Source organism: Rhizobium sp. AG855 (genome assembly GCF_003610655.1).
Taxonomy (GTDB): domain Bacteria; phylum Pseudomonadota; class Alphaproteobacteria; order Rhizobiales; family Rhizobiaceae; genus Allorhizobium; species Allorhizobium wuzhouense.
On the sequence record NZ_RAQG01000008.1, the window covers coordinates 63,597 to 78,305 of the forward strand.

Below are 14,709 nucleotides of genomic sequence, written 5' to 3' on the forward strand. Positions count from 1 at the left end.
GCCTCAAGGGCAATAAGGATATCATCATGAGAGATTTACAACTTCCCGGCCGATCTCCCGCCATGGCGATGAACGGCATGGCTGCCACACACAACCCGCATGCCACGCGCGTTGCCATCGAGGTCCTGCGCAGTGGCGGGGCTGCGATCGACGCGGCCGTTGCCGCTGCTGCGGTGCTTGCCGTGGTGGAGCCGCAGCAGACCGGGATCGGTGGGGACTGCTTCGTCCTCATGGCCAAGAACGGGACGGGCGACGTAATCGGCTACAACGGTTCCGGTCGCACACCGCGCGGCCTGCCGACGACGGGACTTGCTCCCGAAGGGGCGACACAGATCGAGGATTGCAGCCCGCATGCCGTGACCATCCCCGGTGCCATCAATGCCTGGACCCGGCTCGTGGCCGATCACGGCTGCAAGGAGATCGGCGAACTCCTTCAGCCTGCCATTGATTTCGCCCGCAACGGGTTCCCCGTTCATCCGCGGGTTGCCCATGACTGGATCGAGGATGCGCCCCGGCTTCGGCGCGATCCCAATGCCGCCCGCATCTTTTTGCCGAATGATCGTCCACTGCGGGCCGGCGAGGTTTTCCGCAATCCGGGTCTCGCCGATGCGCTGAGCCTGATTGCGAAAAATGGGCGTGACGGGTTCTACAAGGGCCCGGTGGCCAAGGAGATCGTGAATTACCTGAGAGGCCTCGGTGGCTACCACACTCTGGAGGATTTCGAGACGGCGGAAGGCGAGTATGTCACGCCCGTGCGCACGACCTATCGGGACATGGAGGTTTGCCAGATTCCTCCGAACAACCAAGGTATCACGGCACTGTTGATGCTGAATATCCTGGAAGGTTTCGATCTTTCCGCGATGGAGCCGATGAGTGCCGAGCGGCTGCATCTCGAAGTCGAGGCGGGGCGGCTGGCTTACCGGGACCGTGACGCCTTCGTCTGCGACACGCGGCATGCCGCGTATCCCTTCGACGCGATTCTGTCGAAGGACTATGCGGCGCGGCTGCGTGCCGAGATCAGCCCCGATCGTTTTGCGACGCATCTGCCCCCGCCACTGATGCGCAAATCGGATACGGTTTATCTCACCGTCGTCGACAAGGATCGAAACTGCGTGAGCTTCATCAATTCGGTCTATTGGGGATTTGGCTCAACCAGGGTTGCTCCGACCTTCGGGATCACGCTGCAAAACCGGGGCATGGGCTTTTCGCTCGATCCCAGCCATCCGAATGCCGTTGGTCCCGGCAAGCGCCCCTTGCACACCATCATGCCGGGTATGGCCCTGAAAAACGGGCGGCCCTGGCTCGTCTATGGCGTCATGGGTGGCGACTATCAGCCGTTTGGCCACACGCATGTGCTAACCGGGGTTGCCGATTTCGGTCTCGATCCGCAGGCGGCGATCGACCAGGCGCGCATCTTCCACACAATGGGGGAGACAGTGGTCGAGCGCGGCATTCCCAAAGACACTGTCGAGCAGTTGCGACAGATGGGGCACACGATCGTGGAGGCGCCGGAGCCTCACGGCGGTGGGCAGATGATCATGATCGACTGGGACCAAGGCGTTTTGATCGGCGGGTCTGACAGTCGCATGGATGGTTGTGCCCTGGGCTACTAAGGTCGCGATCCGCAAAGCGAGGTTATGGCGCGGGCATCCGGGCCATCGCATCTCCAACATTGTTCCTGGCGGTGGCTCAGAGGGTTCGCCAGGAGCGGCGCATCCGGGTGGACCGGATCGCTCCGCAGAACGGGCATGAACGACATCACCCGTGCAGGTATCCGTTCCCGTCTGTCGTAGCGTGCGCGGGTTTTTCGATCCGCCTCCGTGGTTGTTCGGTGCCACAGACGTGCCTGCTCGTGGCGCAGCTGTTATCATAGTATCTCATTTGAATTACAAAACTCTGGTTCCTTGTGTCTTCAATTGACGGAAGCCGCACCATAATTCCTCAATTTCGGCGAATTTGAACTATGCCTTCGCGTTCATCCTTCCGTTTTGCGGCGTCTTTTTTGATATATTTGTGATTGACAATTGTGTGTGTTGCATATGAAATGTTTTTCGACAGCTCGGACGTGAGGCAAGCATCCTGGATGTGGCAATTGCTGCATTTGCCGGCCGACATGGGGCGTCTTGACGGATTTCAGTTTTCGAACGGCCGAGGGAATGATGCCCAAAACGACTCCCCCGCATTGGTGGACTGCCACCGAAACAATGGCTGAGCTGCGCAGCCGCCGCATTGGTGCCGTAGAATTGCTGGCGCACATGGCCGGGCGGTTCGAGGCGCTTGGGCCTAAGGTCAATGCCGTAGTCGAGGAACAGCTCGAGCTTGCGCAAGTGACGGCAAAGGCCGTGGACAACGGAGCCATTGCCGGTCCGTTTGCCGGGCTTCCGATGACCATCAAGGATACGTTCGAAGTGGGCGGCTTCGGCTGCACGGCGGGCATCCCGGAGCTGAAGGACTATCGATCGGCTCGGGATGCCGATGCGGTCGCGCGGCTGCGCGCTGCCGGTGCGGTTATGTGGGGCAAAACCAATGTCCCGCTCGCTGCGGCCGACCACCAGAGCTACAATCCGATCTACGGTGTCACGAACAATCCCTGGGACCTCGGTCGCACGCCAGGGGGATCTTCAGGTGGCTCGGCCGCCTCGTTGGCTGCGGGGTTCACAGGGCTGGAGCTGGGCAGCGACATTGGCGGCTCCATTCGCGTTCCCTCGCATTTCTGTGGCGTCTGGGGCCATAAGCCGAGCTACGGGGTCGTGTCGCAGCGGGGCCAGATCCCGCCCAATCCCGGCGCGCTCGTTCAGTCGCCACTGTCGGTTTGCGGTCCGCTGGCCCGAAGCTCCGCCGACCTCCTCGCCGCGATGGATGTTTTGGCCGGCGCGGCACCTGGCGAAGCCTGGACGTTGAACCTTCCGCAGGCTCGCGCCACTTCGCTTCGCGATTTCCGGGTGGCCATCTGGTGCGGGAGCTTCCCGGTCGACCCAGACTATCATCAGGCCATTTCAGCCTTCGGTCGCGCGCTTGCGCAGGAGGGCGTCAACGTCGTCGAGCTTGCCGAGGCCCCGAACCCGCTGCCGGGGGACGAAGATCTCTACATCTCCCTGCTGTTTGCGGTGATTGGCGGCGAACTGGGTGGCGCCGATCTTTCGGATTATGACACGGCAGCTGCGACCTATCCGGCCGACAGCGTTGCCGGGCGTGCCGCCCGTGGCGTTCGATCCAGCACGTCGGAATATTTCGCGCTGCGTGAGCGGCAGGCGCACCATATCGCCAAGTGGAACAGCTGGTTCGAAAGCTTCGACATTCTCATTTGCCCCGTGGCAATGACGACAGCGTTTCCCCATCAGAACCAGGATGGCGATGGTCCGATCCCGAGCATGGCACGGGTTCTCCGCGTCGGCGACCGGGACGTCCCTTATCTCGAAAACCTGCTCTGGCCGGGTCTCGCGACGCTGGCGCATCTGCCGGTCACGGTGCGGCCTCTTCCCTTCAAGGTGGGCACCATGCCTGCCGGTGTTCAGTTCATCGGACCGTCCTACGGGGACCGAACGACGTTGGCGTTCTCCGCCCTTTGTGACGCGATCTTCGGCGGCTACACGCCGCCGCCCGGTTTCGAGTAGGCCGGCCTTCCTCGATTTTCGAGAAGGCAGGCGCGCTCGGATCAACTGCATCTCATAAACTAAAAAGGGGAATTCGCATGAGTGCCAAGAGACTTTTGACACTGGTGGGCCTGACAGCCCTCACGGTGGTTCCGGCTTCGGCCTTCGCTGCCGGCAAGCCGCAATCGGATGATCCTGTCCGGCTCGCGGTCTTTAACATTCCGGATGCTGACTTCATAACCAATGTTCTTGGGCAGGTGTTGTCCAAGGCCGGTTACCAAGTGGAATATGTGAAGACGGACTACAGCGCGCACTTCACGGCGCTTGAGTTCGGCGACATCGATGCGTCACCGGCCGCGTGGAGCTCCGTGAAGGAACAGATCGACAAGGCGCTGGCCTCCGGCGAGGTCGAAAAGCTCGGTGAGGTGGGCGTGCGCGTCAAGGAAGGGCTTTGGTATCCCAGCTATGTGGCTGACCTCTGCCCGGGCTTGCCGAACTGGGAAGCCTTGACCAAGCCTGATTGCGTCAAGGCTCTTTCCACACCCGAGACCGCAGGCAAGATCAATTTTCTCGGGGTACCCGCAGATATCATCGGACCGGTCGAAACGGCCCAGGCGCTCAAGCTCGATATCCATGTCACGCCGCCGGGTTCGCTCGGCACGATGATCGCGACCATGCAGGGCGACATCCAGAAGAAGGTGCCGGTGATCGGCTACGGCTTTGTTCCTCACTGGCTTTACGGGAGCGATACGGGCTCGTTCATCGAACTGCCGGCCTTCGAGCAGGCGTGTTACGATGATCCAGCCTGGGGTTCAAATCCGGACGCCACCCGCGATTGTGCGCCGCCCGAGGGCTCTGTCTTCAAGCTGGTGAACAAAGGCTTTGAGACGAAGGAACCCTACGCGACCGAAATCATGAAGAAGCTGTCGCTCAACACCGACGAGGTGGCGGCGGCCATCAAGCTTCAAGAAGTCGATGGCCAGGCTGCCGATGCTGTCGCGTCCGATTGGGTGGCGAAGAACGAGTCCGTCTGGGCGGGCTGGATCAACTGATCTTGAGTCTTGCACCGCAGGTTTCCTCATCTCCAGGGGCCTGTTCACATTGTCTGGTACATCGCGACGCGTAATTCGTGCTGCGCAACTGCGGAGGGGGCCGGCAACCCCTCCGCAACGACTTTCCTGTCGCCGATTCCGCGCGAAGCTTGTGCCCGACGAGGCCAATCCATTCGCTTTCCATTGAAGCGGCGTGAAGATTGTGCTTTCGCTGTCACGCCGTGAAAATTCGGAACGGGACGGGATGAAGCAAAGTCAGCCTCTGGTGGGGAAAGAGACGATCGCGGATCGGGTGTACAACTCCATCCGCAAGGATCTTATGGAATGTCGTTGGCCTGCGGGCTACACGCTGAAGATCAGAAATCTGGCGGCGGAGTTCGGCGTGAGCCCCATGCCGGTGCGTCTGGCTCTCAAGCGATTGGGGGATGAAGGTGCGTTGACCGTCGAAGAGAACCGGTCTGCACGCGTTCCGATCATCTCGCAGCGACGCTTCTCCGAATTCTTCGAAATCACTGTTCGGCTTGAGACGCTTGCGCTGGAAAAGGCTTTCAAGAGCATCACCGCGCCGCAGCTGGACAAGTTGATCTCCGAGGCCGAGGACATCCAGCGCGCAATCGATGAAGGGCACACGACCGGTTACGCCCAGCGCTTCAATGCGATCCTGATGGAGCTCTACCGGATTGGAGGTTCGAGCGCGCTCATCGAGATGATCGAATATGTCTGGGTCAATGTCGCTCCACCCTCCAACGCCATTTTCGAAGCGCCGATCTTTGTCGGCAAGATCCATGCCCATCTCCTTGCAGTTCTTCTTGCACTCCGAGCCAAGGATCTGCAGTCGGCCGAAGACGCCCTTGTCGCGGCCTTGAGTTATGCTGAACGGGCGATGAACCTCCTGATGGACATGGACCGGACACCTGCTCCGACAAGGGGGCGAAGGCGCAAGTCACAGCGCGCCGACGATGACAACGAGGTGTCGGTCCAGGAATAAGGCCCTGCTCGCCCTGTTTCCTTCAGTGCATCCGATGGGCCTGAGCCAGGCCTGATGTCTCTGCCGCTTATGCCTCCATGGTCTGCAGGCCTTTCAGCGTTGCGGTCAGCATATCGGCAAGAGCGTCGATCAGCCTTGCATGCATGTCCGTGGGGGAATGCATGATGACGATGACGTTTGCCTGCAGGGCTTCGAGGATGACCATCATCAGCATGGGGATCCGCTCTTCGCGTAGGTCGGGGGCGACCCAGCGCAGATAGGGCTCCAGCGCCCGGGCGTTCGTGGCGGTATCTTCCATGTCCAGCTGGCGCAGCTCCGGGCTTGATCTCAGACTGTCCCAGATCGTTGCCGATGCCGGCGTGCGCAGCAGGTGGTCGAGCACGGTGCGCACCAGGCTGTCGGCTGTGTAAGCGCGCCGGTCGATCGGCATCGAGGGATCGACGACCTTTTCGAGTTCTCTGCCCAGCACAGCCCGCACGTCATCCAGGTGGCGGATGGCCATCGCGCGCACGATGCTGCTGCTCGACGGAAAGTAGTGGTAGAGCGATGCGATCGGAAGCCCGGCGCGTCGGGCGAGTTCGCGCATCTTCAATCCTTCGATACCCGTTTCGACAACGAGGGCTTCTGCTGCCGCCAGGATCTGCTCCACACGTTCACGGCTGCGGTTTTGCAGCCCCGCACTCCGCATGTTCAGGCGGTCTTCGCTCGCTATCTCCTGTTGCTGGTTCACGTCATCCACTCGGTCGAATCCTGTTTTTTTGAAATTCGAGCATCGCTCGATATTGACAGCTTTGCAAACTCGATCAATGCTCGAGTTTGAAATGACGGTCGTCACGATAATCGACTGCAGCAGGGGAACTCATAGATGGATTTAAATCGCCGAAACTCGGCCACCTATCCGGCTGGCCAATCGAAGAAACGCGCGCTGACAACGGCAGGCGTCATCGTGCTCGTCATCGCGGCTGCCGCTCCGCTTGCCGCGATGATCGGGAATACGCCGCTGGCCTTTGAAACGGGTGCGGGTCTCTCCATGCCTGCAGGTTTCGTTCTTGTGGGGCTGACGCTTCTGTGTTTTGCCTTCGGCTACACGGCGCTCAGCCGCGAGATCGTCAGCAAAGGCGCCTTCTATACTCAAGTGGGGCAGGGGCTCGGCCGGCCGGCCGGCGTCATTGCGGCTTATGCCGCAGCGCTGGCTTACTGCGCCTATTCGCTCGGCATGGCCGCCGCCTTCGGCTATTTCACCTCGCTTTTGACCAAGGAACTCGGTTACGAACTGCCATGGATGGGATGTGCCGCCTTCGGCATTCTCACCGTTGCTTTCCTCGGTTACCGCTCCCTAGATCTGTCGGCGCGGGTTCTCACCTATTTCATGATTGCCGAGTTCTCGGTTCTGCTGGTCTTCGATGTTCTGGTTCTATCGAAGCTCGGCCTTTCGGCCCTGCCGCTCGACGTCTGGTCGGCAAGCCAGGTGTTTAATCCGTCGATCGGTGCAATCATCCCCTTCGTAATCGTATCCTTCCTCGGTTTTGAAGCCGCAGCTCTCTATGGCGAGGAGACCAAGAACCCGCGGCGTTCCATTCCGGTCGCCACCTATATCTCGCTCGCGGTGGTGGTCGCCTTCTACATGGTCTCCGTCTGGATCATCATCGGTTCGATCGGGACAAACGAGGTTCAGCCTCTGGCGGCTCGCGAATCCGGCAATCTGCTCTTTGCCTTGTCCAATCGCTATGGCGGCGAGGTGCTGACGGCCGTCATGGGGCTGCTGCTCGTTGCCAGCATGCTGGCAAGCTTTCTCGCGGTCCACAACGCCGCCAGCCGCTATCTTTTTGCGCTGGCCAGCGACCACCTTCTTCCAAGCGCGCTTGCGAATTTTCACCCGAACTTTCACTCGCCGCATGTCGCCAGCGTCTTCATGACGTCTCTGCAGTTGATCGTCGTCTTCGGGCTCGGAATGTACGGCGTATCACCCTATCTCGGGATTGCGTCCTCGATGATCGGTCTGGGTACGATCGGCATCCTGGCGATGCAGATTGCATGCTCGCTGGCGGTGGTTGGTTTCTTCGTCAAGGCGAAACGTGGAAACCGTGTCACGACACGCGTGTTGCCGACAATCGGCGCGCTGGGACTGACGGTGTGCCTTGTGCTCGTCGTCAACAGCTATCAAAAGCTGACCGGCAGCGACAATCCGCTGATCAATGGTCTGCCCTGGGTCTTCCTGCCGCTCTCTCTCTTTGCCCTCGTCTATGCGCGGTGGCTGAAGATCAACCGTCCGAATGTCTATGCCCAGATCGCCGGCGCCCAGTATCGACCGGTTTCCGAGCGTCTTGCCGTCGAGACCAATTACGAAAACCACTACTGCATCATCGGTGCCGGACCGTCGGGATTGGTCATGGCACGGGCCTTCATCAAGGAGGGCGTGCCCTTCGACTGCTTCGAGCGCCACTCGGATGTTGGCGGGCTCTGGGATCCCCAGAATCCGGGAACGCCGATCTATGAAAGCGCGCATTTCATTTCTTCGAAATGGACCTCCTATTTCTACGGGTTTCCGATGCCGGATCATTTTCCGGACTACCCCTCCTATAAGCAGATCCTGGACTATATCCGGTCCTTCGCCCGCGCCTTCGGTCTCTACGACTACATCACCTTCAACGTGGAGGTCGTTTCCGCTGTGCCCGTGGATGGGAAGTGGAAGGTCATGCTTTCCACCGGTGAGATCCGCACCTATGCGGGGGTGGTGGCCTGCCCAGGGGTTACCTGGCATGCTTCCATTCCGAGGATACCGGGCGCCGATAGCTTCAAAGGCGAGATCCGCCATTCGGTTTCGTACATGAAGCCCGAGGAGTTCACGGGCAAGCGCGTGCTTGTCGTGGGCGCCGGCAATTCCGGCGTCGATATCGCCTGCGATGCGGCGAAGTTCGCAGACAAGGCCTTCTTCAGCGTGCGCCGAGGCTATCGCTTCGTTCCAAAACATCTGTTCGGCATTCCGACCGACGTCCTGATGAGTGGGCAGGTTCTGCCACCAAAGGGCGTGGCGGTGTCGACAGATGTCGGCAAGATGCTCGATACCCTGAATGGCGATCTTACACGTCTCGGGCTGCCGAAACCCGATCACGATGCGCTGTCCAGCCATCCGATCATGAACACGCAGATCCTGCATTATCTCGGACATGGGGATTTGATCGCCAAGCCCGATATCAAGGAGCTGCGCGGAAACTCGGTCATCTTCAAGGACGGCTCGGAAGAAGAGGTCGACCTGATCATGCTGGCGACGGGATACGAGTACAAGATGCCATTCTTCGATCCGGCGATGTTCGAATGGAAGGATGGTCGACCGCAGCTCTACATGAATGTCATCCACCGGTCGGAGCGGGGTCTGTATGTCCTGGGTTTCACCGAATTTGCCGATGCCGCCTACCGCCGCTTCGACGAAATGGCGCAACTGATTATCGCCGACGTGCATGCGACAGAGACCAATGTGGCTCGGGCCTGGCTCGATGAGCAACGCCGGACGCACTTTCCGGATCTGCGCGGCGGCAAGGTCTACATCGACTCGCCGCGTCACGCCAACTACGTCCACACCGACACCTATAAGCGCCTGATGGCCGAATTCCGTCGCAAGCTCGGCTGGCCGGATCTCGATGACGGGTCCTACGCGGATCTGAGGCGCCCCGAGGACGGAGTTCACCGACAACGTGGATCGCAGAAGACGTTCACTGTCCAATCCGCAGACAAACAACACAGCACGCTGGAGGCTGGTCAATGAGCACGCGCAAGATCCTCAACGGCAAAGGCAAGTTCGCTCTCGTGACGGGTGCTGCCGGCGGAATTGGCCAGCCGCTGACCCGGCGTCTGCTCGATGCGGGCTTCCATGTGCTGATGCTCGACATCAATGCAGACGGGCTTGATGCGGCACGGCAAAAGCTCGGCGGCGCGACCACCGGCATCGTCTGCGACCTGACCGATTCCGCGTCTGTGGCCGCTGCCGCAGCGACTGTCCAAGCCATGACGCGGCGGGTCGACGTCATCGTCAACAATGCCGGCCTCATCAAGCCTGGCCCGTTCCTCAGTCTTCAGGAGCAGGATATCGACCTTCAGGTTCAGATCAATCTGCTCGGGCCGCTCCGGGTGCTGCACCATTTCCTGCCAGCCGTTCCGGCCGGTGGCTCCGTGGTCAACATCGTATCCATGGCGGGAATCCTGCCGCTGGCCGACAGCACGGTCTACACCGCAGGCAAGTTCGGGTTGCGCGGTTTCTCCAGTTCGCTGTCGCTCGAAGTGCGCAGCCGGGGCATTCGCGTGTCGAGCATCTTCCCCTCCGGCGTTGATACCCCGATGCTGCGCATGGAGGCCCAAAGCGGAGGTTCTCCCCTGAACTTCGTCTCCGATCCGCTGTCCGCAGAACAGGTGGCCGATCTCGCCATCCGGGCGGTTCGCGAGGGACGTCTCGAATATTACCTGCCGTACGGAGACGGGGTGTTGTCGCGGATCTTCGGATGCATTCCGTGGATCCTGCCACGCCTTCTGCCGATCTTCCTCAAGAAGGGGATCGTGGGTCACAAGCGCTACCTTGCCAAGATCGGGGCGGCGCCTTCCGATGGAGGAACCAAGGCCAGCCAGTAAAGCCGTTGTGATTGGTGGCAGCCGGCGCCAAGGCCTATCCATCCGAGCCGCGGGCTGTCACCATTTTGGCAGCTTCTGCAGGCGCGCATCATCGAACCATGGTGCCGCCGATTTCGCATTCGTGTCGCGGCATAGAGGAGTGTACCTGATGGAAATTCTCAAGACGTCCCGCCTGGTTTTGAGAAATTTCCGGTCCGACGATGCAGGCGATCTCTTTGACTATCTGCGGGATCCGAAAGTCAGTTGTTTTCTGTCGCTGAAGCTTGAAAACATGGACGAAGCGAAGGCGGAGGCTGAAAAGCGAAGCACGAGCGACGAATATGTCGCCGTCTGCCTCAATGAGACGGACCGGCTCGTAGGCGACCTCTTCGCCATCGCGGAGGAGGACACCTATTCCGTGGGGTGGAATTTCAATCCAGACTTTGGCGGCTCAGGTCTTGCCTCGGAAGCCGTGCACGCCCTCTTCGCCTATCTGTTTCAAGTCAAGGGCGCGCGCCGGCTGTACGCCTATGTTGAGGACGACAATCTCCCATCGCAGCGGCTGTGCGAAAGAATGCATATGCGCCGGGAAGGGCTGTTCGTGGAGTTCGTGTCCTTCAGAAACGGCGATGATGGTCTGCCGATCTACGAAAATACCATGCAATATGCGATCTTGCGGAAGGAATGGGAGGCTTTGCCCTTCGCTTCCGGGCGGTGAAAACCCGAATGGTCCCGACGCCAATTGGACCAAGCTTCCGGCACTTCGATCCAAAGGCGGTGTGAACCAAAGGGCGGCGCGGCCAAGCTCGATGGTTGGGTATCATGCTGCCTTGCCCGCTTGCGTTGAGCGCATCGACATGACCGGTGCGGGACGGGCAGATTTTCATCTTATTCGACGGTCGTTTACCTCCGCACTGTAAAAATTAGCAATATTTTATGGACCTGCTGTCAGATTTGCGGGGAAATCATCGGCCATTTCTTCTGGGAAAGGTCGTTGCGGATAGGGATCAAGGACCGATCATGACCAGGACTCTCGCATTCAAGCTGCTCAGCGTTAGCGCAACCGCCATCTTGCTGTGTCTGGCAGTGACCTTCGTAGCCGTCATTTATCAGGTTCGCGAACGCACTGTTTCGATGACGCTCGACCAAGCCCGCACGGATGCCAAGGCAACGGCTGCCGGGGTTGCATCGCAGCTGAACAATCTGGCGGGTTCCGTCAAGGCGATGGCTTCCGTCGTTGAACGGACCGAGGTCGACAGGGCCGGCGTGACCGAAATGCTGCCTGCGCTGATCGAGAAATTCGATCTGGTCTTCGGCTCCTGGATGCTGGAAGACGTGAATGGCTTCGATGGCAAGAAGGCTGCACCGGCCACGGCAACTGGCGTCAACGGCAGTGGCGAATTCACGCCATACTGGACACGTGGCGCGAATGGCCTCGAGCTGCTCGTTCCGGAAGTCATCAATCGTGAAGAAGGTTATTTCTCCTTGCCCTCGTCGACCCGTGCGGGTGTTGCGACGGAGCCCTATGTCGAGGATGAAGCCGGCGGCATGCTGATGATGAGCATCGTTTATCCGGTCATCAGCGCTGAAAAGCTCCGTGGTGTACTCGGTGTCGACGTTGGCCTCGACACACTTTCCGCCGCCCTGAAAGATCAGCGTCCCTTCGGTGTCGGACGTGTCTATCTCCAGACCGGCCAGGGGCTCTGGCTTACCGCCCCCGACAAGGGCGAAATCATGAAGCCCTATGAATTCGAAGGTGATGCGGCCGTGAAGGCTGCGGCGTTGAAGGGTGAGACCGTCATCCTCAAGAATGTGATCGGGGTGGACCAGGAACCGGTGTTCCGCGTCGTCATGCCTTTCGATCTGCCAGGCTTGAATACACGCTGGATGATCGTCGAGGACGTTCCTGTTGCCGTGGTATCCGCCATCGTCAACCAGCAGACGCTGATCCTGATTGCCGGTGGTCTGGTCATCATGGCCGCCGTGATCATCTCTCTTCTGGCCGCCGTGCGCATGTTCATCCAGAAACCCATTGGCGCCCTGCTGAAAGAGGTCTCACGCCTTTCCCGTGGCGATTACGAACAGCCGGTGGGAGGGCAGGACCGCAAGGACGAAGTGGGCGCTCTTGCAACGTCGCTCGATAGCTTCCGCAATCAGCTGGCCGAAGGCCGCAGCATCGAGGCCGTGGCCGAGCGGCAGCGCCTTGCTGCGGAAGAACAGCGCAGCCAGACCGAGGCGGAGCGCCATGCGGTCACGGAAACCCAGCGCAAGGTTGTGATGGCGCTCGGAAAGGGACTTCAGCAGCTCGCGGACGGCAATCTTTCTCACCGGATCTCGGAAGAATTCCCGGGCTCCTATGCAGAACTGCGCGATCACTACAATTCTGCGGTCGATAGCCTCGAAAACACGGTCCTGCGCCTCAATGTGACTGTCGATACGCTCAATGCCGGAACCCGCGAGATCAGCCGCAGTTCCGACCACCTGTCCAAGCGCACCGAACAGCAGGCCGCCAGCCTCGAAGAAACGACGGCAGCGCTCGGCGAGATCGCCGACAAGCTCAACGAAAGTGCCGGCAATGCCCAACTGGCCGCCAGCAAGGTCAAGACGGCCTGCACCGAGGCAGAACGCTCCGGGGAGGTCGTCCAGAAGGCCATCTCCGCGATGGAGGGTATCGAGGACAGCTCGCGCAAGGTCAGCCAGATCATCGGCGTGATCGACGAGATCGCCTTCCAGACCAACCTTCTGGCGCTCAATGCGGGGGTCGAGGCAGCCCGTGCGGGTGAGGCTGGCAAGGGCTTTGCGGTCGTGGCTCAGGAAGTCCGGGAACTTGCCCAGCGCTCGGCCCAGGCCGCACGGGAAATCAAGGCGCTCATCTCCGCCTCGAACGATCAGGTCGGCCAGGGCGTTACGCTCGTCGCGGAAACCGGCGAGTCCCTCGATCGGATCGCGGAACAGGTGCAGGCGATCGACTCGCTGATGCAACAGATTTCGCGCGCCACCGGCGAACAGGCGTCCGGCCTGCGGGAGATCAACACCGCCGTGAACCACATGGACCAGGCAACGCAGCAGAATGCGGCCATGGTCGAAGAAACGACTGCGGCTTCGGCCGTGCTGAACGGCGAGGCAAACACCCTCAGCCAAATGATCTCGCGCTTCGTCGTCGGACGTGGCCAGATCAGCAAGGCCGCCTGAGGTCAGACAAAAAAAGCGGAAGGAGACGATCTCTCCTTCCGCTTCTTCGGGGGAGCTAACTCCCTCTTCCGTCCAATGAATTCAGCCAGTCGTCCAAGTCCCCGGTGTCGACAGAATTGCACACCGGCACGACGGGCTTTCCGGTCTGGCGTTTATGCCTTTCCGGCGTCCGTCTCCTGATCCACCATCAGGCACAGGATCGTATGCAGCACCTGGGCTGCGATCTGCGCCGTGTTGCTGGTCGGATCGTATTGCGGTGCGACTTCCACGACATCGCCACCGATGATGTTCAGGCCGGACAGACCGCGCAGGATCTGCAGCACCTCGCGCGGCTGCAGGCCGCCCACTTCGGGTGTTCCGGTTCCCGGCGCAAAACCCGGATCAACACTGTCGATATCGAAGGAGATGTAGGTCGGGCCGTCTCCGACGATCTGGCGCGCCTTTTCGATGATGCGCGGGAGGCTGTTTTCGCTCACCTCTTCGGCATGCACGACGGTCATGCCGCTTTCATAGGAAAACTCCCAGAGATATTCGGCCGGGCCGCGGATGCCGATCTGGATGGTGCGCTTCGGGTCGAGAACGCCGTCGAGCACCGCCAGTCTGAAGGGGCCGCCGTGTTGGAACTTCGTCCCTTCGTAAGGGCCGGCAGTGTCGCAATGGGCGTCGATGTGGATGAGACCGACCGGTTCCTTCGCACCAACCGCCTTCAGGATGGATGAGGTGATCGAGTGATCGCCGCCCACGCTCAACGGGCGAACACCGGCACCGATGAGGCGATGGTAGAAAGCCTCGATATCCGCATGGCATCGAGCCAGATCGTAACGGCTCTGCATCGGCACGTCGCCGATATCGGCAACCTTTGCCTTGGTCTGCGGAGAGACGCGCAGAACGTGATCGTAGGGGCCGATCCGTTCAACGCTGCGGATCGCACGTGGTCCGAAGCGGCTGCCGTTCCGGTTGGTGACACCCAAATCCATGGGCACGCCGACGAGTGCGATATCAAGCCCGCCGAAATCGTCCAGCGCGGCTGCGTCCGGCATCGCAGGCGCATCGAGAAGGGTCGGAATCCCGGCGAAAGGCCATTTGCGTTTGTCGCCGCCCGTGAACTGGGCTTCGGCCACCTTTCGGAAATGCGGATCGAAAATGTCACCGCCGGCAGCATTACCGTATTTCTCGCGCAGGGCCTTCAGATGTTGCTGGTCCGTCATGACTTGGTCTCCTTGGAATCTGCAACGACAATAGAGGTCCCCGCGCGGGCCTTACTTCTGATTTTTCCGAAATGATG

At 60.3% G+C, this 14,709-nt stretch carries 10 protein-coding genes; 8 read left to right on the forward strand and 2 right to left on the reverse strand.

Annotated elements, in window-relative coordinates; genetic code table 11:
- The first annotated feature begins 26 nt into the window (after positions 1–26).
- From ggt to DFO46_RS23060, 4 genes are all read left to right on the forward strand, one after another.
- On the forward strand, positions 27–1,613 hold the full coding sequence (ggt, locus tag DFO46_RS23045; RefSeq protein WP_120279258.1) for a gamma-glutamyltransferase: 1,587 nt from the start codon (positions 27–29) through the stop codon (positions 1,611–1,613).
- Between the two features lie 591 nt (positions 1,614–2,204).
- Positions 2,205–3,614, forward strand: a complete 1,410-nt coding sequence (locus DFO46_RS23050) for an amidase family protein (protein ID WP_245422706.1) — start codon at positions 2,205–2,207, stop codon at positions 3,612–3,614.
- A 77-nt stretch (positions 3,615–3,691) separates the two neighbouring features.
- Positions 3,692–4,645 carry an ABC transporter substrate-binding protein gene (locus DFO46_RS23055; RefSeq protein WP_110793956.1) on the forward strand — a complete coding sequence of 318 codons (954 nt, stop codon included), beginning with the start codon at positions 3,692–3,694 and terminating at the stop codon, positions 4,643–4,645.
- Between the two features lie 244 nt (positions 4,646–4,889).
- Complete coding sequence (locus DFO46_RS23060) at positions 4,890–5,633, forward strand: GntR family transcriptional regulator (protein ID WP_147412794.1); 744 nt, start codon at positions 4,890–4,892, stop codon at positions 5,631–5,633.
- Positions 5,634–5,700: 67 nt separating this feature from the next.
- Here the strand turns inward: DFO46_RS23060 and DFO46_RS23065 are convergent, their stop codons facing one another.
- Positions 5,701–6,372 carry a TetR/AcrR family transcriptional regulator gene (locus DFO46_RS23065; protein ID WP_147412795.1) on the reverse strand — a complete coding sequence of 224 codons (672 nt, stop codon included), beginning with the start codon at positions 6,370–6,372 and terminating at the stop codon, positions 5,701–5,703.
- A gap of 126 nt (positions 6,373–6,498) precedes the next feature.
- Here DFO46_RS23065 and DFO46_RS23070 point away from each other — a divergent pair, with 126 nt between their 5' ends.
- The 4 genes from DFO46_RS23070 to DFO46_RS23085 all read left to right on the forward strand — a co-directional run bounded on the left by DFO46_RS23070 (position 6,499) and on the right by DFO46_RS23085 (position 13,424).
- Positions 6,499–9,396, forward strand: coding sequence for an amino acid permease (locus DFO46_RS23070; RefSeq protein WP_120279261.1), 2,898 nt, complete (start codon positions 6,499–6,501; stop codon positions 9,394–9,396).
- Positions 9,393–10,253 (forward strand): SDR family NAD(P)-dependent oxidoreductase, encoded by an 861-nt coding sequence (locus DFO46_RS23075; RefSeq protein ID WP_120279262.1) that lies wholly within the window; start codon positions 9,393–9,395, stop codon positions 10,251–10,253. The genes DFO46_RS23070 and DFO46_RS23075 overlap by 4 nt, the downstream gene beginning before the upstream one ends.
- A 148-nt stretch (positions 10,254–10,401) precedes the next feature.
- Positions 10,402–10,950 (forward strand): GNAT family protein, encoded by a 549-nt coding sequence (locus DFO46_RS23080; RefSeq protein ID WP_120279263.1) that lies wholly within the window; start codon positions 10,402–10,404, stop codon positions 10,948–10,950.
- Positions 10,951–11,252: 302 nt separating this feature from the next.
- Positions 11,253–13,424 (forward strand): methyl-accepting chemotaxis protein, encoded by a 2,172-nt coding sequence (locus tag DFO46_RS23085; RefSeq protein ID WP_183042015.1) that lies wholly within the window; start codon positions 11,253–11,255, stop codon positions 13,422–13,424.
- 152 nt (positions 13,425–13,576) lie between these two features.
- Here the strand turns inward: DFO46_RS23085 and speB are convergent, their stop codons facing one another.
- A complete protein-coding gene (speB, locus tag DFO46_RS23090; protein WP_120279265.1) occupies positions 13,577–14,632 on the reverse strand; it encodes an agmatinase in 1,056 nt (351 codons plus the stop codon).
- Positions 14,633–14,709 lie beyond the last annotated feature (77 nt).